General features: G+C 73.8%; 22 protein-coding genes. 13 read left to right on the top strand and 9 right to left on the bottom strand.

Translation table 11 applies throughout. The annotated features are described in order from the left end of the window. Positions 1-13: 13 nt before the first annotated feature. The gene (locus D7223_RS08830) at positions 14-865 is read right to left on the bottom strand and encodes an aldo/keto reductase (protein ID WP_120726890.1); all 852 of its coding nucleotides are present in this window, start codon (positions 863-865) and stop codon (positions 14-16) included. 204 nt (positions 866-1,069) lie between these two features. On the opposite strand from D7223_RS08830, the gene D7223_RS08825 reads away from it, so the two are divergent. From D7223_RS08825 to D7223_RS08815, 3 genes are all read left to right on the top strand, one after another. Then, entirely contained in the window at positions 1,070-1,573 is a 504-nt protein-coding gene (locus D7223_RS08825; protein WP_238161723.1) for an ArsR/SmtB family transcription factor, read from the top strand. 65 nt (positions 1,574-1,638) lie between these two features. Beyond that, positions 1,639-3,105 (top strand): serine hydrolase domain-containing protein, encoded by a 1,467-nt coding sequence (locus D7223_RS08820; protein WP_120726886.1) that lies wholly within the window; start codon positions 1,639-1,641, stop codon positions 3,103-3,105. 61 nt (positions 3,106-3,166) lie between these two features. Continuing rightward, complete coding sequence (locus tag D7223_RS08815) at positions 3,167-4,189, top strand: hypothetical protein (RefSeq protein ID WP_120726884.1); 1,023 nt, start codon at positions 3,167-3,169, stop codon at positions 4,187-4,189. Positions 4,190-4,214: 25 nt separating this feature from the next. Here D7223_RS08815 and D7223_RS08810 read toward each other — a convergent pair whose 3' ends face one another. From D7223_RS08810 to D7223_RS08795, 4 genes are read right to left on the bottom strand one after another with little or no spacing between them, the layout of a single operon-like run. Then, positions 4,215-4,775 carry an SOUL family heme-binding protein gene (locus D7223_RS08810; RefSeq protein WP_120726882.1) on the bottom strand — a complete coding sequence of 187 codons (561 nt, stop codon included), beginning with the start codon at positions 4,773-4,775 and terminating at the stop codon, positions 4,215-4,217. 42 nt (positions 4,776-4,817) lie between these two features. After that, positions 4,818-5,552 carry a YqeB family protein gene (locus D7223_RS08805; RefSeq protein ID WP_120726881.1) on the bottom strand — a complete coding sequence of 245 codons (735 nt, stop codon included), beginning with the start codon at positions 5,550-5,552 and terminating at the stop codon, positions 4,818-4,820. Continuing rightward, on the bottom strand, positions 5,552-6,343 hold the full coding sequence (locus tag D7223_RS08800; protein ID WP_120726879.1) for an ABC transporter permease: 792 nt from the start codon (positions 6,341-6,343) through the stop codon (positions 5,552-5,554). Before D7223_RS08800 ends, D7223_RS08805 begins: the two co-directional genes overlap by 1 nt. Next, on the bottom strand, positions 6,340-7,242 hold the full coding sequence (locus D7223_RS08795) for an ABC transporter ATP-binding protein (RefSeq protein ID WP_120726877.1): 903 nt from the start codon (positions 7,240-7,242) through the stop codon (positions 6,340-6,342). Before D7223_RS08795 ends, D7223_RS08800 begins: the two co-directional genes overlap by 4 nt. A 111-nt stretch (positions 7,243-7,353) precedes the next feature. Between D7223_RS08795 and D7223_RS08790 the strand changes: the two genes are divergently transcribed. The 4 genes from D7223_RS08790 to D7223_RS08775 all read left to right on the top strand — a co-directional run bounded on the left by D7223_RS08790 (position 7,354) and on the right by D7223_RS08775 (position 11,340). After that, positions 7,354-8,589: a sensor histidine kinase gene (locus D7223_RS08790; RefSeq protein WP_120726875.1), complete on the top strand. Its 1,236-nt coding sequence runs from the start codon at positions 7,354-7,356 to the stop codon at positions 8,587-8,589. After that, positions 8,568-9,275, top strand: a complete 708-nt coding sequence (locus tag D7223_RS08785) for a response regulator (RefSeq protein ID WP_120726873.1) — start codon at positions 8,568-8,570, stop codon at positions 9,273-9,275. Before D7223_RS08790 ends, D7223_RS08785 begins: the two co-directional genes overlap by 22 nt. Before the next feature lie 69 nt (positions 9,276-9,344). Beyond that, complete coding sequence (locus D7223_RS08780) at positions 9,345-10,769, top strand: ATP-binding protein (protein WP_120726871.1); 1,425 nt, start codon at positions 9,345-9,347, stop codon at positions 10,767-10,769. 145 nt (positions 10,770-10,914) lie between these two features. Then, entirely contained in the window at positions 10,915-11,340 is a 426-nt protein-coding gene (locus tag D7223_RS08775) for a hypothetical protein (RefSeq protein WP_238161721.1), read from the top strand. A gap of 98 nt (positions 11,341-11,438) precedes the next feature. Here the strand turns inward: D7223_RS08775 and D7223_RS08770 are convergent, their stop codons facing one another. Next, positions 11,439-12,215: a D-Ala-D-Ala carboxypeptidase family metallohydrolase gene (locus D7223_RS08770; protein ID WP_120726867.1), complete on the bottom strand. Its 777-nt coding sequence runs from the start codon at positions 12,213-12,215 to the stop codon at positions 11,439-11,441. A 307-nt stretch (positions 12,216-12,522) separates the two neighbouring features. On the opposite strand from D7223_RS08770, the gene D7223_RS08765 reads away from it, so the two are divergent. Beyond that, positions 12,523-13,164: a DUF6642 family protein gene (locus tag D7223_RS08765; RefSeq protein ID WP_120726865.1), complete on the top strand. Its 642-nt coding sequence runs from the start codon at positions 12,523-12,525 to the stop codon at positions 13,162-13,164. 110 nt (positions 13,165-13,274) lie between these two features. Next, a complete protein-coding gene (locus D7223_RS08760; RefSeq protein WP_120726863.1) occupies positions 13,275-13,739 on the top strand; it encodes a PPOX class F420-dependent oxidoreductase in 465 nt (154 codons plus the stop codon). 21 nt (positions 13,740-13,760) lie between these two features. Here D7223_RS08760 and D7223_RS08755 read toward each other — a convergent pair whose 3' ends face one another. Together D7223_RS08755 and D7223_RS08750 are read right to left on the bottom strand one after the other, a co-directional pair. After that, on the bottom strand, positions 13,761-14,402 hold the full coding sequence (locus tag D7223_RS08755) for an NAD(P)-dependent oxidoreductase (protein WP_120726861.1): 642 nt from the start codon (positions 14,400-14,402) through the stop codon (positions 13,761-13,763). A gap of 59 nt (positions 14,403-14,461) precedes the next feature. Continuing rightward, the gene (locus D7223_RS08750; RefSeq protein WP_120726859.1) at positions 14,462-15,694 is read right to left on the bottom strand and encodes a serine hydrolase domain-containing protein; all 1,233 of its coding nucleotides are present in this window, start codon (positions 15,692-15,694) and stop codon (positions 14,462-14,464) included. Between the two features lie 72 nt (positions 15,695-15,766). On the opposite strand from D7223_RS08750, the gene D7223_RS08745 reads away from it, so the two are divergent. The 4 genes from D7223_RS08745 to D7223_RS08730 all read left to right on the top strand — a co-directional run bounded on the left by D7223_RS08745 (position 15,767) and on the right by D7223_RS08730 (position 18,843). Then, positions 15,767-16,360, top strand: coding sequence for a pentapeptide repeat-containing protein (locus tag D7223_RS08745; protein ID WP_120726857.1), 594 nt, complete (start codon positions 15,767-15,769; stop codon positions 16,358-16,360). A gap of 63 nt (positions 16,361-16,423) precedes the next feature. Further along, positions 16,424-17,191, top strand: coding sequence for a heliorhodopsin HeR (heR, locus tag D7223_RS08740; protein ID WP_120726854.1), 768 nt, complete (start codon positions 16,424-16,426; stop codon positions 17,189-17,191). A gap of 160 nt (positions 17,192-17,351) precedes the next feature. Next, on the top strand, positions 17,352-18,311 hold the full coding sequence (locus D7223_RS08735) for a hypothetical protein (RefSeq protein WP_238161718.1): 960 nt from the start codon (positions 17,352-17,354) through the stop codon (positions 18,309-18,311). Between the two features lie 94 nt (positions 18,312-18,405). Continuing rightward, positions 18,406-18,843: a nitroreductase family deazaflavin-dependent oxidoreductase gene (locus D7223_RS08730; RefSeq protein WP_120726851.1), complete on the top strand. Its 438-nt coding sequence runs from the start codon at positions 18,406-18,408 to the stop codon at positions 18,841-18,843. 10 nt (positions 18,844-18,853) lie between these two features. Here D7223_RS08730 and D7223_RS08725 read toward each other — a convergent pair whose 3' ends face one another. Further along, positions 18,854-19,570: an MIP/aquaporin family protein gene (locus D7223_RS08725; protein ID WP_120726849.1), complete on the bottom strand. Its 717-nt coding sequence runs from the start codon at positions 19,568-19,570 to the stop codon at positions 18,854-18,856. Between the last annotated feature and the right edge of the window lie 28 nt (positions 19,571-19,598).

Here is a 19,598-nt window from a genome sequence, read left to right as displayed (position 1 = left end):
GGTGCGGGGCGGGTCAGCTCGGTACGTAGTCGAAGGTGTCCGGGTTCGGGCCCTGCCGGCCGGCCTCGCCCTTGTCCAGCCCGGTGATCCGCTCCATCGCCGTGTCGTCCAGCTCGAAGTCGAAGATGCGCAGGTTCTCCTCGATCCGCTCCGGCGTGGTCGACTTCGGGAAGACGATGTCGCCGCGCTGCACGTGCCAGCGCAGCACCACCTGGGCCACCGTACGGCCGGCCTGCTCGGCGATGTCCACCAGCGTCGGGTCGTCGAGCACCTTGCCCTGCGCGATCGGCGACCACGCCTCGGTGGGGATGCCGTTGGCCCTGCCGTACGCCCGGACCTCCTCGTTGCCGAAGTACGGGTGCACCTCGATCTGGTTCACCGCCGGCACCGTCCCGGTCTCGGCGGCCAGCCGCTCCAGGTGGGCCACCTGGAAGTTGGACACGCCGATGGAGCGGGCCCGGCCGTCGCGCTGGAACTCCTCCAGCACCCGCCACGTCGAGGCGAAGTCGCCGTCGTAGAGGGTCGGCAGCGGCCAGTGGATCAGGAAGAGGTCGATCTGGTCCATCTTCAACGCCGACAGCGTCGACTCGAACGCCTTGCGGGCGTCGTCCGGCCGGTGGAAGCCGTTGTTCAGCTTGCTGGTGACGAAGACCGCGTCGCGGTCCAGCCCGGATTCGCGCACCGCCTGGCCGACCTCGGCCTCGTTGCCGTACATCTGCGCGGTGTCGATGTGCCGGTAGCCGAGGTCCAGCGCGGTGCGGACCGCCCGCACGGTGTCCTTCGGCTCGATCTGGAACACCCCGAAACCGAGCTGGGGAATGGTGTTGCCGTCGTTCAGGGTGATGTCGGGAATCGTGTTCGCCACTGCGGCTCCTCACCGTCGTCCTCGGCGGCGTCCGGCGCGGAAACGTTCCCCCGCACCGGTCGCCTTTCCTCCCGGAATGCCTACCCTCCCGGCGGTTCCGCTCACCGCCCGGGCGGGTGATCCCCGATACGCCTCGGGCGCCCGATCGTGCCGGGTCAGCCCCGTACGTTTGCTCGTTGGTACGTATTTTCGTACTTTGGGCACGTGGCGAGTGTGGAGGAGCGGCTCAGCGCGCTGGAGGCCCAGGTGGCGGCCCTGACCGGGCGGGAGACGGCGGTCGGGTCGGTCGCCGCCCCGGATGCCGACGTCTACTGGGCGCTCCAAGGGCTGAAGGAGCGACTTCCCGACGTGAGCACCGGCGCGTTGCTCTACACCGGCACGGTCCAGATCGCCGACCAGCGCCTCGACTGGCAGTACGGGCACACCATCGACGAGGTGCTCGGCGACGACTGGACGGCCCTGGCCGGCACGTTGAGCGCCCTGGCCCACCCGGTGCGGCTGCGGCTGCTGCGCGAGGTCCTCGGCGGCCGGCACGGCACCGCCGAGCTGGCCGCCATCGAGGGCCTGGGCACCACCGGTCAGCTGCACCACCACCTGCGCCAGCTCGCGGCTGCCGGGTGGCTGCGCAGCGCCGGGCGCGGCCGGTGGACGGTGCCCGGGGAGCGGGTCGTGCCACTGCTGGTGATCCTCGCCGCCGCCCGCCGCTGACCCCACCCCTGACCGCCCGTCCGGATCGTCCCACCCGGACGACCACCCCTGACGGAGGAGACACCATGCGCAAGCCGGTCGTGATCGTGGCGATCGTCGGGCTGCTGGCCACGCTCGCCGGGCTCGCCGCCCTGCCCCGCCCGCCCCGGCTGGGCGACGGGAGCACCGGTGACGCCGCCCTGGCCGCCGCCGCCCGGGACGCCGTCCGGGACCGGGAGGGCTACCGGGGGCTCGCCGTCGCGTTGATCGAGGACGGGCAGGTCCGCACGGCCGGCCTCGGCGACCGTGGGCCCGGCGGCGGGCCGGTGGAGGCGGCCACCCCGTTCGAGATCGGCTCGGTGGGGAAGGTGCTGACCGGGATGCTCCTGGCCGACCAGGCCGCCGCCGTACGCCCGGAGGACACCCTCGGCGCCGTCCGGCCGGAGGTCACCGGCCCGGCCCGGGACGTCACCCTCGCCGAGCTGGCCAGCCACCGTTCCGGCCTGCCCCGGATCGCCGTCGACGGCGTGCTCGGGTTCGGACGCGTGCTCTGGACGAACCTGACCGCCGGCAACGCGTACGCCGGCTGGGACGCCGGCCGCGTGGTGGCCGCCGCCTCCGACAAGGAGCCGGGCGACGACCGGGGTGAGGTGGGCTACTCGAACTTCGGCATGGCCCTGCTCGGCCAGGCGCTGGCCGGTCGGGCCGGCACCCCGTACCCGGACCTGCTGGAGCGGGAGGTCCTGCGACCGCTGGGGATGACCGGCACGACGGTGGTCACCGGGTCCGGGGCGCTGCCGGACGGCGCCGCGACGGGCGCCACGGCGGCCGGGCGTTCGCCGGAGCCGTGGGTCGGCTCCGGCTACGCCCCGGCGGGCGTCGGCATCTGGTCGAACGCCGAGGATCTGTCCCGGCTGGTCGGCGCGATGCTCACCGGGACGGCCCCGGGTGCCGACGCGGCCACCCCCCGGTTCACCGAGGACGAGCGCAGCCGCGTCGGGTACGGCTGGTTCACCGCCCGCTACGGCGACCGGGAGGTGGTCTGGCACAACGGCGCGACCGGCGGGTTCCGGTCGTACGTGGGCTTCGAGAGGGCCACCGGCCGGGGTGTGGTCGTGCTGGGCAACACCGAGCGGGGCGTGGAGCCGATCGGCCTGCGACTGCTCGGTGTCGGCGGCGACGAGGCCGACCGGGAGGGCGGCGGCGCCCTGCCCGCCTGGGCCGGCGCCGGCCTCGCGCTCCTGCTCACCTTCATCGGCGGTCTGTCCCTGCTGTTCGCTGCCCCCAGGAGCCCGGACCGGCTGAGCCTGGTCGCCGGGAGCGTCTGGGCGGTGGTGTACGTCGGTCTCGGCCACCGGCTCGGCGACTGGTCGGTGGTGCCGGCCCTGCTCTGGCCGCCCGGCGTCGGGGTCTCGGCGGCGGGGTTGGCGCTGGCCGCGTACCGCTGGCGGGAGGTGCCGCTGGTCCACGGGGCGGCGCTCTGGCGGCGCGCGACCTCGGTCGGCCTGTCCACGGCGGCGGCCGTGGCGCTGTTCGGCTTCGTCGTGGTCTGAGCCGGCGGCGGTCGGCCCGGCGGGGGCGGCGGGACGGTGCGACGACGGCTACGGTCGGTGGATGCGCGTCACCCGCATCGCCGGCCTGTCGCTCGCCGCCCTCGCGGCGGTGCTGTGGGCGCTGGGCGTGACCATCCTGCAACCCCTGACCGAGCCGATCGGGCCGTGGCCCGAGGCGCTGCCGGTCGAGGGCACCTACTGGGCGCGCGACCTGCGCTTCAGCGCGATCGTGGCCGTCGTGCTCGGTCTGGTCCTGGCCGGCCGGGGCGACCGGCGTCAGACGATCCCCGCCGTCGTGCTCGGCGGCCTGTGGGTGGCCGCCGACGTCGCCGTCGACCGCCTCGACCTCAGTGGGGCCGGTCCGACCGTCCTGCTGGCCGCCGCCGGCTGCGCGGCCGTCGCCACGGCCGCACTTCCCGGCGTACGCCGGCACCCGCCGGTCGCGGACCGCCGGGTTCTCGTCTCCGCGGCCTGCGTCGCTGCGGTGTCGGCGCTGGTGGCCGCCGTGATCGAGTCACCGACCGGCCGGGAGCCCGAACTGACCTGGGCGACGGTGAGCACGGCCCTGCTGCTGGTGGCGCTCGCCGCCGGCTGCGCGCTGGCGGCCGCGCCGGCGTCCGGTTCCGGCCGTCGTGGGTCTGTCGCCGCGCTGGCCGGCCTGACCGCCGTCGGGGTCGTGCTGCTCCGGGTGCCGACGCTCGGGGCGCGCATCCCGCTGGCGATACTCCTCGGAGCGGCGTTGCTGATCGGGATCACCTTCGTGGCCTGGGACCGGCCGGGCGGCGGCCCGGAGTGGCGTTGGCACGCGCTGGGTGGTCTCGGTGCCGTCGTCGGCGCGCCCACGATGCTGTTCCTCGCGGTCCTGGCGATGGTCAAGCTGCGGGTCGGGGCCCCGTTCACCGCGCTGGCCGGCAACACCGCGATCGAGGCGGCGGGCAACGACGTGCTCTACTCCCTCGCGGGACTGCTCGCCGGGCTCGGCACGGCACTGCTGCTCGCCTGGCCACCCGCTCTCGGTCACCGCCCGGCCGCGGCCGGCCGTCCCGGCCGACCGGACGTCCCGCCCGCCACCCGATCCGCCTGACCCGTGCCCGATCGACGTCGGCCGCTCATTCGTCGACCGGCAGCAGCACCTCGTTGCGGCGCAGGAACCACGGCTTCCACGGCGGGTCGAAACGCGCGTACCGGATCGCCCCGGCCGGCCGCAGCCCGACCCCGGTGATCGCCCGACCCAGCGCGGTGGCCTGCCGGTCGAAGGCGGCGGCCGTGCCCCGGCCGGAGAACCGCATCGCCGCGACCAGCTGGTCCGGCACCTCCCGGGTGCGCACCCGGGGATCGGTCGGCTCGGGCAGGGTGTCCACGGTGAAGCCGGCCGGCATCACGAACCGCACCAACCAGGAATCCGGCCGGTCCCCCTCCTCCTGCACCACCGGGGCGGTCATCGCGATGGTCTCCGGGGCGGCCTCCTGGACCACCGGCGCGGTCATGGCGATGCCGTGCCGCGAGCGGTTGGCGCCCTTCAGGTAGGCGGCCAGCGGCCGGAACGCCTCGCCGGCCGCCGCGTCGAAGCTTCCCCGCACGCGCATCTCGGCCACCAGGTGCGCCGGGTACCGGCGCAGCTCGAAGCGGGGGTGCCGGGCCACCACCCGGTACGGCTGCTGCTCGGTCATGGCGCGCCCCCCGTACCGCCGGGCCGGTTCTCCAGACCGACGCTACCGCCCGCCGCCCTCCGGCTCAGGCGAAGTGGCGTCCTCGCCTCCCGACCGGGTCAACCGCCAGTACTGCCGGCGGCCGTCGTCGCGCACCACCACCCCGCAGCGGGCCAACTCGCCCCGCAGTTCCCGCGCCTCGCCGCCCTTGTCGGCCTCCAGGGCCCGCTGCCGGGCCCGCAGCAGCGCGTCCGCGGCCGGCGGCAACCCGGGCAGGTCCGGCACCCAACGCCGGTACGCGTCCCGGTGCGGGTCGGCGTCCGCCCACCGCCAGCCGTGCCCCCGGAACGCGTCCCGGAGCCGGTCGGCCGACAGGTCGGTGCGCTCCCGGGCCAGTTCCGCGCCGTCGGCGGCGAGCAGGACCAGGTCCTTCCCGTCGACGTACGCGGTGTGCACGTCCCGCCGGGGCACCTCCCGGTCGGAGCCCCGGCGACGCAGCCGGACCCGCTCCGGGCCGACCGTCACGACGACCCGTTCGGCGGTGCCGACGGCGGCGACCACCAGCCCGCCGAGCACGCCGACCGCCACCGCGGCCAGCAGGGCCGTGTGGTCGGGCAGCCGGTCGATGAGTCTGAACAGGCCCCGCATCGGGATCCACCGCAGCTCGGCGAGCCAGTCGGCGGTGGCGGCCAGCACCCATCCGGCGGCGGCGCCGACCGCCGGTAGGCCGGCCCACAGCACCGCCAGCTCGCTCCGGCCGCCGTCCACCACGATCGGGTCGCCCGGTCCGCCGGCCATCACGCCACCTCCCGCCGTAGGGTCCGCAGGAGACCAGCGAGCAGCGGTACGACCAGCCACACCAGCAGCGACACCCCGAGCCGGGCCCACTGCCCGGCGGTCACGTCCGGGGTGAAGAACGGCTCCATGGTGCGGCCGGTGTCCAGCCAGCCGGCCGGACCCCGTAGCGGGCGGATCAGGCCGCCCAGCACCGACCAGAGCGTCGGCAGCAGCAGGAAGCCGACGATGGCCAGCGGGGTGTTCAGCAGCAGCAGGCCGAACGCCGCGCCCATCAGCACGTTGGCCACCTGGATCACCAGCGCGTGCAGCACCAGCGAGCCCTCGATCCGCCAGTCGCCGGCCCCGCCGGTGAACCCGGTGGCGAGGGTGCCGATCGCGGCGGCACCCAGGCTGGTGAGGATGGAGGCGACGGCCGCCAGCGTCACCGCGACCAGCTTCGCGGCGATCACCCGTTCCCGTCGGGGCACCAGCGCGTAGGTGGTCAGCGCGGTGCGCTGCGACCACTCACCGGTCACCGAGAGGATGCCGAGCACCGGCAGCAGGAACCCGGTGGGCAGCAGCGAGAAGACGAAGAAGGCGGCGAAGGTCTGGTCGGCGTCCGGCGCCCAGATCAATTGTGCCACCACCAGGGCCACGGTGATCAGCGCGATGGTGGCGAGCAACCACGCGCCGGCCCGGGTGTCGGCGAGCTTGCGCAGTTCCACCCCGGTGAGCCGGAGCAGGGACGGTCCGCGTACCTCCGGGGGAGCCGGCGGCGCGACGGCGGGTGCGGCGGCGGTGGTGCCGGTCATCGGACGGCCTCCCGGGCGGTGTCGACGGTGGTGAGGGTGAGGAAGAGTTGCTCCAGGCCGCCGTCGCCGGCGGGGCGCAGCTCGGTGAGCGCGATCCCGGCGTCGGCGGCGGCCTGCCCGACCGCGTCCGGCCCGGCGGACACCAGCAGGGATCCGTCGGTGCCGGACGCGGCGGCGGCGAGGCCGGCGGTGTCCAGGGCGCGCCGTAGGCCGGGCAGGTCCCGGGCGCGCACCCGGGTACCGGTCCCGCCGAGCAACTCGTCCTTGCCGCCCTGCGCCACGACCCGGCCACCCCCGATGACCACCAGCCGGTCCGCGACCGCCTCCACCTCGCGCAGCAGGTGGGAGGAGAGCAGGACGGTGCCGCCCCGGTCGGCGAAGTCACGCAGCAGCCCGCGCATCCAGAAGATCCCCTCCGGGTCCAGCCCGTTCGCCGGCTCGTCCAGGATCAGGATCCGGGGGTCGCCCAGCAGCGCGTGCGCCAAACCGAGCCGCTGCCGCATCCCCAGCGAGTACGCCCGCACCCGCCGCCGCGCGGCGGCCCCGTCCAACCCGACCCGGTCGAGTGCGGCGGCCACCTTCCGCCGCTCGACGCCCATCGTCGCGGCGGCGACGGTGAGCACCTCCCGCCCGGTCCGACCGGCGTGCTGGGCGGACGCGTCGAGCAGGACGCCGACCTCCCGCCCCGGGTTGGGCAGCCCCCGGTAGGGCCGGCCGGCCACGGTGGCGGTCCCGGCGGTCGGCGGCGTCAACCCGCAGATCATCCGCATGGTGGTGGACTTGCCGGCGCCGTTGGGCCCGAGGAATCCGGTGACGGTGCCCGGTTCGCAGCGGAACGACACGTCGTCCACGGCGGTGTGCCGTCCGTACCGCTTGGTGAGGTGTTCTGCGGCGATCATGCGGGTCAGCGTGCGCGCGCCACCCGGTCACCGGCAGCGGCCGACGGTCGACGGTGGGTCTCGACTTTGGTAGCTGTCCGGGTCGGTCCGGACCTGCCTAGCATTGGCGGCGTGACCAGCGCGGCAGTACCGGAGCATCCCTGGCTGCTGCCGGGGTCGCTGACGGCGGCGCCGGGCCGGATCCGGCGCACCGCCCGCGACTGGGTGGTGGACATCCTGTTCCTGCTGCTCTCGTTGGGGTGGGTGGCGGCGGCCACCCTCGACGCCGCGTCCCCGGACCCGAGCTTCGCCGCGCCGCTGCCGGAGCGGTGGATGGTGCCGTTGGACGGCGCCGCGGGGTTGCTCTGTTGCGTGCTGCTCTGGTGGCGTCGCCGCTGGCCGGTCGCCCTGACGCTGGCCACCCTGCCGTTGTCCGCGGTCTCGGTGGCGGCGGCGGTGCCGTTGCTGGTGCTCTACTTCACCGTGGTGGTGCACCGCCGGACGGCCGTCGCGCTGGCCGTCACCGCCGCCGGCCTGGTCACCAACTTCGTCTTCGGACTCGCCCGTCCGGACCTGACCATGTCGTACTGGGCGGCGACGGCGTGGGGGGTGGTGATCAGCCTCTGTGTGCTGGCCTGGGGCATGTTCGTGCGGGCCCGCCGGCAGTTGATCGTGTCACTGCGGGAGCGCGCCGAGCGGGCGGAGACCGAGCAGCGGTTGCGGGTGGCGCAGGCCCGGCAGGTCGAGCGCACCCGGATCGCCCGGGAGATGCACGACGTGCTCGCGCACCGGATCTCGCTGCTCAGCCTGCATGCCGGCGCCCTGGAGTTCCGCCCGGACGCACCGCCGGAGGAGGTGGCGCGGGCGGCCGGCGTGATCCGCTCCAGTGCCCACTCGGCGCTGGAGGACCTGCGCGAGGTGATCGGGGTGCTCCGCGCGGAGGTGCCCGCCGAGGCGGCCCCGGACCGCCCCCAGCCCACCCTGGCCGACCTGCCCACACTGCTCGGCGAGTCCCGGTCGGCCGGCGTACGGGTCGAGGCCAGCGACCGGGTGACCGGTGCGGACCGGGTGCCGGCGGCGGTCGGGCGCAGCGCGTACCGGATCGTCCAGGAGGGCCTGACCAACGCCCGTAAGCACGCCGCCGGGGCGCGGGTAGCGGTGGAGCTGTCCGGCGGGCCGGGGGAGGGGCTGCGGGTCGAGGTCCGCAACCGCTGGCCGGTGGGTGGGGCCGGGACGGACATTCCCGGCACCGGCACCGGGCTCGTCGGCGTCGCCGAGCGGGTCAGCCTCGCCGGTGGCCATCTGGAGTACGGGCGGGACGACGCGGGCGACTTCCGCCTCGCCGCGTGGCTGCCGTGGCCGGCGTGACCCCGGCGGTCCCGGACACCCCGCCGGTACGGGTGCTGATCGTGGACGACGACGCGCTGGTCCGGGCCGGACTGTCGATGATCCTCGGCGGGGTGCCGGACGTCCGGGTGGTGGGGGAGGCCGCGGACGGCTCCGAGGTGCCCGAGGCGGTCGCCGCCTGCCGCCCGGACGTGGTGCTGATGGACATCCGGATGCCCCGGCTCGACGGACTGGCCGCCACCGAGGCGCTGCGGGCGACACCGTCCCCGCCGGAGGTGCTGGTGCTGACCACCTTCGACGCCGACGAGCAGGTGCTGCGGGCGCTGCGCGCCGGGGCGGCCGGTTTCCTGCTCAAGGACACCCCGCCGGCCGAGATCGTCCGGGCGGTACGCCGGGTGGCGGCCGGTGAGCCGACCCTCTCCCCGACGGTCACCCGGCGGCTGATCGACCGGGTGACCGCGCCCGGCCCGGCCGGCGGGACGGACCGGCGGCGGGAGCGGGCACTGCGGCTGCTCGGTGGGCTCAGCGAGCGGGAACGGGAGGTCGCGGTCTGCGTGGGTGCCGGGCGTACCAACGCGGAGATCGCCGCCGAGCTGTTCATGAGCGTCGCCACGGTCAAGGCGTACGTGTCCCGGCTGCTGGTCAAGCTCGACCTGAACAACCGGGTCCAGGTCGCCCTGCTGGTGCACGACGCCGACCTGGCCTGACCGTCACCGGCCCTCGTCTCGGATACACTCACTGATGAGTGTTTCACCGATGAGAGTGTGAGGTGACCGGTGGACGGCTTCGTCGGACGGGGACGGGAGCTGTCCCAGCTCGACGCCACGCTGGCGCGCGTGCGCCGGGGCGGCCGGGCCGGCCGGCCGGGCCGCGCGCTGCTCATGCGCGGTCGTCGACGGGTCGGCAAGTCACGGTTGGTCGAGGAGTTCGTCGAACGGGCGGACGTCCCGCACGTGTTCTTCACCGCCTCCGCGCAGCCCACCGTGGCCGCCGACCTCGCCCTCTTCGTCGAGGCGGTGGCCTCGTCGAGCCTGCCCGGAGCGACCCTTTTCGCCGCCCAGCAACCCCGGACCTGGGACGCGGCACTCACCCTGCTCGCCTCCGCGTTGCCGGCGGACCGTCCGAGCGTGGTGGTCCTCGACGAGATGCCGTACCTGATCGCCACCGACCCGGGCTTCGAGGGGACACTCCAGAAGGTCTTCGACCGGGAACTGTCGCGGCGGCCGGTCCTGCTCGTGTGTGTCGGATCGGACCTGGCGATGATGGAGGCCCTCAACGCGTACGGCCGGCCGTTCCACCAGCGGGCCACCGAGATGGTCGTTCCGCCGCTGAGCCCGGCCGACGTCGGCGAGATGCTCGACCTGCCGCCGGCCGACGCCTTCGACGCCCAGCTCGTCACCGGTGGTCTGCCGCTGATCCTCGACGAGTGGCCGACCGGCTCGTCGCTGCGCGACTACCTCGCCGAGGCGGTCACCGATCCGACCTCGGCCCTGATCGTCAGCGGGGAGCGGGCGCTGGCCGCGGAGTTCCCGACCGCCTCCCAGGCCGGTCTGGTGCTCCGGGCGATCGGGTCCGGCGAGCGCACGTTCTCCCTGATCGCCCGCGCCGCCGGGGACCTGCCCCAGGCGTCCCTGACCCGGGCCCTGCGGGCACTGACCGACAAGCGTGTCGTCGAGGTCACCGTGCCGCTGTCCACCCGACCGTCCCGGGAGACCCGGTACGCGGTCGCGGACCCGTACCTCCGCTTCTGGCTGTCGTTCCTCGGTCCGTACCTGCCCGAGATCGAACGTGGTCGCGGTGACCTGACGCTGTCCCGGATCGCGTCGTCGTGGACGAGTTGGCGTGGCCGGGCGGTCGAGCCGCTGGTGCGGGAGGCCCTGCGCAGGTTGCCCGACGGACTGCTGCCGCCGGGCAGCGACGTGGTGGGCGGCTACTGGACGCGGACCAACGACCCGGAGATCGACCTGGTGGGTGCCGATCGTGGGCCGGTGGCGAAGCGGATCACCTTCGTGGGTTCCGTCAAATGGTTGGAGCAACGCCCCTTCGATGCTCACGACCTGGGAGAACTGCTGTCGCACCGGTCCCGGCTACCCGGGGCGGACGACGACGTACCGCTGGTGGCGGTGTCGCGCAGCGGCGTCACCGCCGACGGGGTAAGGGCGCTGACGCCGGGGGATCTGCTGACCGCGTACCGGGATTGAACCTTCCCCGGGTGGGAGCCGTACCACTGCACGAGGATGCGGTGCGGCGCATCAGTCGCACCACTACCGGAGCTGCGGGAGGCCTGCCGTGCGAGTTGGTGAGCAGTCGACGGATCCCATCGATCAGATTCTGGGTGAGGTGCCGGTGCCGACACCGCTGACACCCGAGGACGTCCGGCTCGCGGTCCGGGCGGTCGTCGTGCACGCGGCGGAGGAATGGCCGTCGGGGCCGCTGTGCCGCAACGACGGCGCGTCGTATCCGTGCCGGCTGCACCGCTGGGGTCGGCGCGTGCTCACCGAGCACGGGCTCAACGAGCGTCAGATCGACGCCCTGGTGCGGCACGGCAACCCGTTCGTGCACGTGCCCTTCCCGTTCACGGTCAACGGGCCCGCCCCGGCCCGGACGCCGGCTGCCTATCCGTCGCGTACCGCCGCCGGCGGACACGCGGTCCGCGCGCAGCCGGTGCCCCGGGCGGTCGTGCCCGGCGCCCGGCCGGCGGTCCGGCCCGGCTACCCCGGCCGGCCGGTGGCGCCCCCCGCCGCCGCGCCGCGCTGGCCCCGGGCCAGCTGAGCGGAGGTACGCCCGCTTCGCCGCCCGGGGCGGAGACGACGCCGGCCCGGGCCGAGGTTCCCCCCTCCTGGTCCGGGCCGGCGTCGGTGCGGTGTCGCTCAGCGAACCCCGCAGTCCGGCGCGGACCAGCGGGTGGTGTTGGAGGTGTTGTCCCGGTTGTTCTCCCGCCGGGAGTCCACGTGCACGTGGTCGTCGTGGTCCGGGGCGCCCGGCCCGTAGATCCCGCTGAACCCGCGGCTGCGCGCGTCGCGGGCGACGTCGCACAGCGACCGGGTACCGGAGACCACGTCGGCGGCGTTGCCGTACAGGTGCTGGCTGTCCGACGCGCCGCCGACCTGGCTGTTGCACGCCCGGCTGCGGAAGCCGCTGGTGACGTAGAGGGGCCGCTCGCCCAGGCTCTTGCGCATCGCCTCCAGCTTCCACATGGTGCGCAGGGCGTTCTGCCGGGTCTCGGCGGGGGTGAGCGGCCCGCCGGTCCAGCCACCCCGGCCGCAGCCGTCGTCCATCTCGGTCCAGCTGAAGTGCCGCGGCGTGCAGTCGTTGTCCTGGATCTGGTACAGCTTGGCGAAGGTCTGCGGTCCGGCGACGCCGTCGACGCGGATGCCGTACGCGGACTGGAACCGGCGGACCGCGGCGGCGGTCTTCGGACCGAAGATGCCGTCGTTCTCCACGATGTCGCGGTTGCCGGCCCAGCCGGCGACGCGGAGCTGGAGCTGACGGACGTCGTTGCCGGAGCGCCCCTGGTAGAGGTTGCGGGTCCAGGTGTAGCAGCCGTCGGCGTGGGCCGCTGGCGCGGCGACCACGGTGGCGATCGCGGCACCCGGCAACGCCAGGGCCAATGCGACAACCGCCCGCTTCAAGGTGTGTACGCGCACAGAAGTCCTCCCGATAGGAGAGCGAATGGGGTGGCCTTCGGGACATCAGCCAGGACGTCCCGCCTTTCCCACCCTGGCACTGCGTCGGGCGTTTGGCGGCAATTAACGAGAATTGTCCTCACGAACCGTCGTTCCTGAGTCCCACCTGGGAATTACCCTCTTTTGCGAAACGCCCATTCGCCGCGCAAGCGGGCCAGAAATGCGACAACCCGCCGAAGCTCGCAGTCGACCACACCGAGGGTCATGCTCACGTGCGCCGGCCAGCCGGTAACGTCAGCGCCGGCGGGGTGGACGGGGAGGTGGCGACGTGGCGCGCGGAGGCGTCTTCTGCGTCGAGGGACAGTGGCACCGTGACCTGAACGAGCGCGGGTCGGTCCTGCCCACCCTGGAACTGCTGGAGCGGCTCGGCAAGATCCGTTTCATCCACAAGGACGCCGCCACCCGCGACGAGCTGTTCTATTTCATCGACCGCTGGTTGCTCAAGCAGTACGCCGACTTCCGGGTCGGTTTCTTCGCCATGCACGGCGAGCCCAGCCGCCTCTGCCTCACCGACTGGGAATCGGTGGAACTCGCCGAGGTCGCCGAACTGATGGCCGGGCGCGGCGACGGGCGCCGGCTCTATTTCGGCAGCTGCTCGGTGCTGCGTGCGTCGGACGCCGTCCTCCGGGACTTCCTCGACGCCACCGGAGCCGCCCTGATCTGCGGTTTCACCCGCGAGGTCGACTGGGTCGAATCGGCCGCCTTCGAAACCGTTCTGCTCGACGTGCTGGCCAACGGGCAGCGGCACAACGCCGCCGAACTGCGGATGGGCTCGGCGCACTGGGCACCGCTGGCGTCGTACCTCGGCTTCCGGATCATCTATGCCAACGGCCGGGCCTGGCGACCGCCGGCCCGGCCCCGGGTGCCCGCCCAGCCCACCGCCGCGCGGCCCGCGCCGCGCCCGCGCTGAGTCTGCACCGCGCCCGCGCCGCGCCGGAGCCGCGCCCGCGCCGCGCCGGAGCCGCGCCCGCGCCGCCGGTCCGCCGTGCCGGCGACGGCGTCTCCTGGTAGAACCGACCGATGGCACGCAGCATCGCGACGAACACCCGGGTCGAGCGCAGTGCGCTGACCGAGTTCCTCCGCCCCCGGCACCGGGTCATCCTGATCACCACCCGGGCCGACGGCCGGCCGCAGTCCTCGCCCGTCTCCGCCGGGGTGGACGCCGAGGGACGGCTGGTGATCTCCACCTACCCGGAGCGGGCCAAGGTCGCCAACATCCGCCGCGACCCTCGCGTCTCCGCGTGCGTCCTCTCCGACGACTGGAACGGGCCCTGGGTGCAGGTCGACGGCACCGCCGAGGTGCTGGACCTGCCGGCGGCGCTGGAACCGCTGGTCGACTACTTCCGCAGCATCTCCGGCGAGCACCCGGACTGGGACGAGTACCGGGCGGCGATGGTCCGCCAGGGCAAGGCGCTGATCCGGGTCACCGTCGACGCGTGGGGCCCGATCGCCACCGGCGGCTTCCCGGCCCGCCTCGCCGACTGACGGCACCGGCGGACCCGTCGCTCAGTAGGCCACCGCGAAGCGGGTGTTCTCGAAGCGCGGGGTCTCGATCTCGTCCACCACCGCCACCGCCAGGTCCTCGTACGTCAGCACCGAGCGGCCCTCGTGGTCGGTGACCGGCTCGTCGCCGCCGACCCGGTAGTGCCCGGTGCGCTCACCGGGGTGGAACTCCAGTGGCGGCGGGGAGACGTAGGTCCAGCGCACCCCGTCGGCCGAGGAGCGGTAGTAGTCCAGGGCGGCGGCCTGACCCCGCGCGGCCTCGCGGTACTCCTCGGGGAAGTCCGGCTCGTCCAGGAACCGGGTGCCCTTGCGCGTCAGCAACGTCGACCCGCCGCCGACGTGGACGATCCGGGGCGCCGCCGGCATGTCACGCAGCGCACCGACCAGCGCTCGCGCGGCGTCGAGCCACAGATCGCGCTCGCCGCCGCCGACCGCCACCACCAGCGCGTCCGCGTCCGGCGCGACATCCCGTACGCTCCGCTCGCTGGTGACGTCCCCGGTGACCACCCGCACCCCGGCCGGCAGGTACGAGGTGGCCTCCGGCCGGCGGACCGCCGCGACGACCCGGTGCCCCCGGTCGAAAGCCTCCGCGCAGATCCGCGACCCGGCCGTGCCACCCGCCCCGAAAACCACGATGTTGCCCACGACCTCAGGCTAGGGACCGGGTCCGCCGCGCGCGGTGGGAACGGCGATCCCGAGCGGCCCTAATCGACCAGGGCGGAATAGACCAGCTGGCGTAGCTGCGACCGGATCGGCCACGTGCTCGACGGCAGCAACTGGGTGAAGAACAGCGCGGTGATCTCCTCGGCCGGGTCCACCCAGAAGGCGGTGCTCGCCACCCCGCCCCAGTAGTACTCGCCGACGCTGCTCGGCACCCGGCTCGGGACCGGATCGTCGATCACCGCGAAGCCGAGCCCGAACCCCACGCCCTCCAGCGTGGTCTCGGCGAACCCGCCGGTGGACAGCGTGTCCAGGTCCTGCCCGCCGGGCAGGTGGTTGCGGGTCATGAAGCGGACCGTGCGCGGCCCGAGCAGGCGTACCCCGTCCAGTTCCCCGCCGCGCCGCAGCGCCTGGGTGAAGCGGTGGTAGTCGCCGGCGGTGCTGATCAACCCGCCACCGCCGGAGAGCAGGGCCGGCTTCTCGTACGCCAGCGCCCCCAGCTTGTCGTAGCGGAACGCCCGCCCGGTGCGCGCGTCCGGCGCGTACAGCGCGGCGAGCCGTTCGGCGGCCTCGCCCTCGACGTACCAGTGGGTGTCGGTCATGCCCAGCGGGCGGAGGATCCGGTCGGTGAGGAAGGCGTCCAGGCTCTGGCCGGAAACCACCTCGACCAGCCGGCCGAGCACGTCGGTGGCGACCGAGTAGCCCCACCGGGTGCCCGGCTGGAACAGCAGCGGCAGCTCACCGAACGCCGCGCAGGCGGTGGCCAGGTCGACGTCCGCCGGAGGGTGCAGGTCGTAGCCGGCGGCCCGGTAGAGACCGTCGACCACTGACGTCTGCATGAAGCCGTAGGTGAGGCCGGCGGTGTGGGTGAGCAGGTGCCACACCCGGATCGGTTCGACCGCCGGCACCGTGTAGGGCTTGAGCGTCGACCCCTTGGAGTAGACCCGCAGGTCGGCGAACTCCGGCAGCCAGCGGCTGATCGGGTCGGTCAGCTCGAACCGGCCCTCCTCCCACAGCGTCATCGCCGCGACCGAGGTGACCGGCTTGGTCATCGAGTAGATCCGCCAGAGCGTGTCCGGCTCGACCGGCAGCCCCTTCTCGGCGTCCCGCAGCCCGTACGTCGAGGAGTGGGCGACCTCGCCGCGGCGGGTGACCACGACCTGGAAGCCGGGGAGCCGACCGTCGTCGACGTAGCGGCCGAAGTGGTCGTCGATCCGCCCGAGGCGGGCCGGGTCGAAGCCGATCTGGTCCGGGTCGATGGTGCGTGCAACGCTCACGTCCGCGAACCTACCGGCCGGTACGGCCGGACCGGAAGGGTGGCCGTCGTTACCCGCTCCTAGTCTGGCGACATGCCGGAGCCGACCGAGGGTGCCACCTTCCGCCACGACGACTGGTACGCGGAGGAGTTGATCGACCGGCACTTCGTCGGCTGCGAATTCTTCGACGTGGACCTCACCGAGGCGCTCAGTCGGGGCGCGACCTTCACCGGATGCACCTTCGGCACCACCACGTTCAACGCCTCCCGGCACGTCGACTCGGCCTTCACCCGGTGCGTGTTCCGCCGCTGCTCCTTCTTCGACGCGCAGTTCACCGGCTGCAAGCTGGTCGGCAGCGTCTTCGACCAGTGCGACCTGCGACCGCTGACGGTCGACGGCGGCGACTGGTCGTTCGCGACGTTGACCGGCGCCGACCTGCGGGGGGCCCGGTTCACCGGGGTCCGGATGCGCGAGGTCGACCTGACCGGGGCCGACCTGAGCGGCGCCACGGTCTCCGGCGTGGACCTGTCCGGCGGCCAGTTGCTCCGGGCCGACCTGTCCGGCGCGGACCTGCGCGGCAGTGACCTCACCGCGCTCGACCCGACCGAGGTGCGGCGGGCCGGCGCGCTCATCGACGCCGAACAGGCCGTGGTGCTCGTGCAGACGCTCGGCTTCCGGCTGGGCTGACCCGGTCGGGCGAACGACGCGCGAGCACCGGAAAGAGCAGCTCACAGCGCCTATCGTGCGTTCATGGCCCAGCAGGTGACCGACCGGTCCGACCGCTACCGACGGTTGCGTTGGTTCAACGTGGCGGTGGGTGTCCTGCTGGCCGCCGAGGGGTTGTGGATGTGGGCGGCCAGCAACGGTCTGGAACTGCCGGTCACCGCCTCGTACCTGACCGCCGACCCGGTGACCCTGCGCGCCGGCACCCTGCCGGAGACCGTGTTCCGGATCCCGATCGGCCCGGCGGTGGCGGTGTTCCTGCTGCTGGCCGCCGTCGACCACTTCCTCTGCGCCGCGCCCGGCATCCGGCGCTGGTACGAGGGCAACCTCGACCGCCGGTCCAACTACGCCCGCTGGATCGAGTACTCGGTCAGCGCCTCCATCATGATCGTTCTGATCGGACTGTTCGTCGGCATCCGGGACCTGGCGGCGGTGATCGGTCTGTTCGCGGCGAACACGGCGATGATCCTCTTCGGCCTGCTGATGGAGCGGCAGCAGACGCCGGGACGGGCGGACTGGAGTGCCTTCTGGTTCGGCACGCTGGTCGGGCTGGCGCCCTGGCTCGCCATCGCCGCGTACGTCGCCGAGCCGCCGGAGATCCCCGGCTTCGTGTGGGCGATCATCATCGTGCAGTTCCTGCTGTTCGCCAGCTTCGCGGTGAACATGGCGTTGCAGTACGCGCAGCGCGGACCCTGGCGGGACTACCGGTACGGCGAGGTGTCGTACATCCTGCTGAGCCTCGGGGCGAAGTCGGCGCTGGCATGGCTGATCTATGCCAACGTCCTGCGTAGCTGAGGCGGGGCCGCCGGGACGGTCGCATCTCGTTCGGTAACGAACGGGACACGCCAAACGGTTGCCGGCTGGCGGAAAAGTCCGATCCGTGCCAACGTGAACCCCCTCAGAACGGACGTCACGTTCGCCGGATCGGGCACGGCCGGCGGGGAGTGGAGAGCCGGTGGCGGAGCATGACGTCCCACCCGGAGGCGCTGGAGAGTCGCCCCTCAGCCGGTCGGACCGTACGCCGGGCTCCCGGCTCGGTGCCCCCGCGGTGCCGCCGGGCCGGACCCGCAGTGACCTTCGGAGGTCGGCCCGGATCCGACGTCGCCGCCGACTGGCCCTCGAAGGGCTGATCGTCCTCGTCCTCCTGGCCGGCCTGGTCGTCTACGTCGACGCGCGGTCGGGTTCCGGTCCGGACGACGCCGAAGGCCCCGGGGGTGTCCCGGCCCGGGTCAACCGGCCGAGCGCCTTCCCCGTCGTGGAGGGCCGCGACCCGACCGCCGCGGCCTCGCCGGGTCTGCGCCCGCGGCAACAAGCACCGAGCCCGCCGCCGGCGCCGCCGTCACCCCGCCCGTCGCCGCCCGCGCCACCGGTGCTCACCGTCGGCCGGGCGGAGGTGCCCGCCGAGGTGGACCTGACCGCGGTCGGTTCCCGCGACTGGGTCCACTGGGGACTCCGCGGTGCCGGCGGGGAGGGTGTGGTCCGCAAGCGCGGCGGCTCCGGTGAGATCCGCGACGAGGGCGGTGCCGGCGAGCGGGACGTCTGGACGGTCAGTCAGGAGTTGTTCCGCTGGCGGGACGGCGATCCGGTGAACGCGGCCGACGGCACCGCGAACGGTGTGTACACCTGCGGCGCGGGCAACGGCGTCGCGCTCGCCGTGGCCAGCAGCGGCGAGGTGCGGACCGTGCACCTGTACGCCGGACTGTGGATGGCCCGGGGCCGGCTGGACGCCCGGCTCTCCACCGGCGGCCCGACCCGCACGGTGCGGCTGGAGGATCCGCACACCAGCCGGACGGCCGACTTCACGATCCGTTTCCAGGCCCCACCGGGCGCCCGCCTGGTGCTGACCTGGACGGCCGAGGAGGTCTTCACCGAGGAGTGCGGCGGTGTCGGCCTTCAGGCCGTCGCACTGCGCTGACCGGGACCGGCCCCCGGTCCACGTTCACCGCGCCGGTAGGGGTCGCCGGGAGTAGCGTGATCACGACGTACGGACGCGAGAAGGCGGAGGACCGATGACGGCGAGCGAACAGGTGGTGGACAGCCCCGCGGGCTGGGTGGCCAACCACATCCGACGGTACGTCGAGACCGACGGCGCGGAGGGGCACGAGTGGCGGCCGGGCGTCTTCACGCTGCTGCTGACCACCCGGGGCCGACGGAGCGGCAAGCTGCGGCGGACCGCGCTCATCTACGGTCGCCAGGGCGACGGCTATCTGGTGGTGGCCTCCCAGGGCGGCGACCCGAAGCACCCCGCGTGGTACCTCAACCTGCTGGACGAACCGCTGGTGCGGGTGCAGGTCGGCGCGGACACGTTCACCGCCCGGGCGCGTACCGCCACCGCCGCGGAGAAGCCACGGATGTGGTCGGAGATGGCCCGGATCTGGCCCGCGTACGACGACTACCAGGCGAAGACGGACCGGGAGATACCCGTCGTGGTGCTGGAACGCGCCTGACGCCCGACCGTCACCGGGTGGCCGGGGCCGGCTCCTCGGGCTCGCCCCGGTACCGCCCGCCGTGCCCGGTGACCAGTGGTGCCACCAGGGCGGCGAGCGCCCCGCCGAGCAGCGGGAAGACGATGAAGACCCAGAGTTGCCGCAGCGCCGCGCCACCCTCGAAGATCGCCGGTCCGAAGGACCGGGCCGGGTTGACCGACGTGCCGTCCAGGGTGATGCCCACCAGGTGCGCCGTGGCCAGCGCCAGGCCGATCGCGGTGCCGGCGACCGCCGCGTTCTCGGTGCGGCTGGTGACCACCAGGACGACCAGGACGAACAGGAAGGTCAGGGCGACCTCCAGGACGGCCGCGCCGCCGCGGTTGATGTGCGCTCCGTACCCGTTGGTGCCCAGGGCTCCGGTCTGGTCGACCACGTCACCCCACCGGGTCAGTCCCCAGAGGACGAAGCTCGCCACGGTCGCGCCGGCGAACTGCGCGATCCAGTACGCGACCGCGCCCAGCAGCGAGATCTTCCCGGACAGCAGTACCCCGAGGGTGACCGCCGGATTGAGATGGCTGCCGGAGATCGGACCGAGCGTGTAGACCATCGCGAGCATGGTGAACCCGAACGCCAGGGCCACCACGACCACGCCGCCCTGCACCCGCGCCGCGACCGCGGCGCCCACCCCGAAGAACACCAGCAGCAGGGTGCCCAGGAACTCGACCGCGTAGCGGCGGATGTCGTTCATTCCCCGAGCATAGGGACGCATAACGTCT

Source organism: Micromonospora endolithica, assembly GCF_003626595.1.
Taxonomy (GTDB): Bacteria; Actinomycetota; Actinomycetes; order Mycobacteriales; family Micromonosporaceae; genus Micromonospora; species Micromonospora endolithica.
Note: the sequence above shows the minus strand (reverse complement) of the source record. Positions and strands in the feature narration are given on the sequence as shown.

Bases quoted from the DNA above. Each gene is read 5' to 3' on its own strand.
- D7223_RS08820 (WP_120726886.1), top strand. From the start codon at position 1,639: ATGCGCAAGCCGGTCGTGATCGTGGCGATCGTCGGGCTGCTGGCCACG.
- D7223_RS08815 (WP_120726884.1), top strand. From the start codon at position 3,167: ATGCGCGTCACCCGCATCGCCGGCCTGTCGCTCGCCGCCCTCGCGGCG.
- D7223_RS08810 (WP_120726882.1), bottom strand. From the start codon at position 4,775: ATGACCGAGCAGCAGCCGTACCGGGTGGTGGCCCGGCACCCCCGCTTC.
- D7223_RS08805 (WP_120726881.1), bottom strand. From the start codon at position 5,552: ATGGCCGGCGGACCGGGCGACCCGATCGTGGTGGACGGCGGCCGGAGC.
- D7223_RS08800 (WP_120726879.1), bottom strand. From the start codon at position 6,343: ATGACCGGCACCACCGCCGCCGCACCCGCCGTCGCGCCGCCGGCTCCC.
- D7223_RS08795 (WP_120726877.1), bottom strand. From the start codon at position 7,242: ATGATCGCCGCAGAACACCTCACCAAGCGGTACGGACGGCACACCGCC.
- D7223_RS08760 (WP_120726863.1), top strand. From the start codon at position 13,275: ATGGCACGCAGCATCGCGACGAACACCCGGGTCGAGCGCAGTGCGCTG.
- D7223_RS08745 (WP_120726857.1), top strand. From the start codon at position 15,767: ATGCCGGAGCCGACCGAGGGTGCCACCTTCCGCCACGACGACTGGTAC.
- heR (WP_120726854.1), top strand. From the start codon at position 16,424: ATGGCCCAGCAGGTGACCGACCGGTCCGACCGCTACCGACGGTTGCGT.
- D7223_RS08730 (WP_120726851.1), top strand. From the start codon at position 18,406: ATGACGGCGAGCGAACAGGTGGTGGACAGCCCCGCGGGCTGGGTGGCC.
- D7223_RS08725 (WP_120726849.1), bottom strand. From the start codon at position 19,570: ATGAACGACATCCGCCGCTACGCGGTCGAGTTCCTGGGCACCCTGCTG.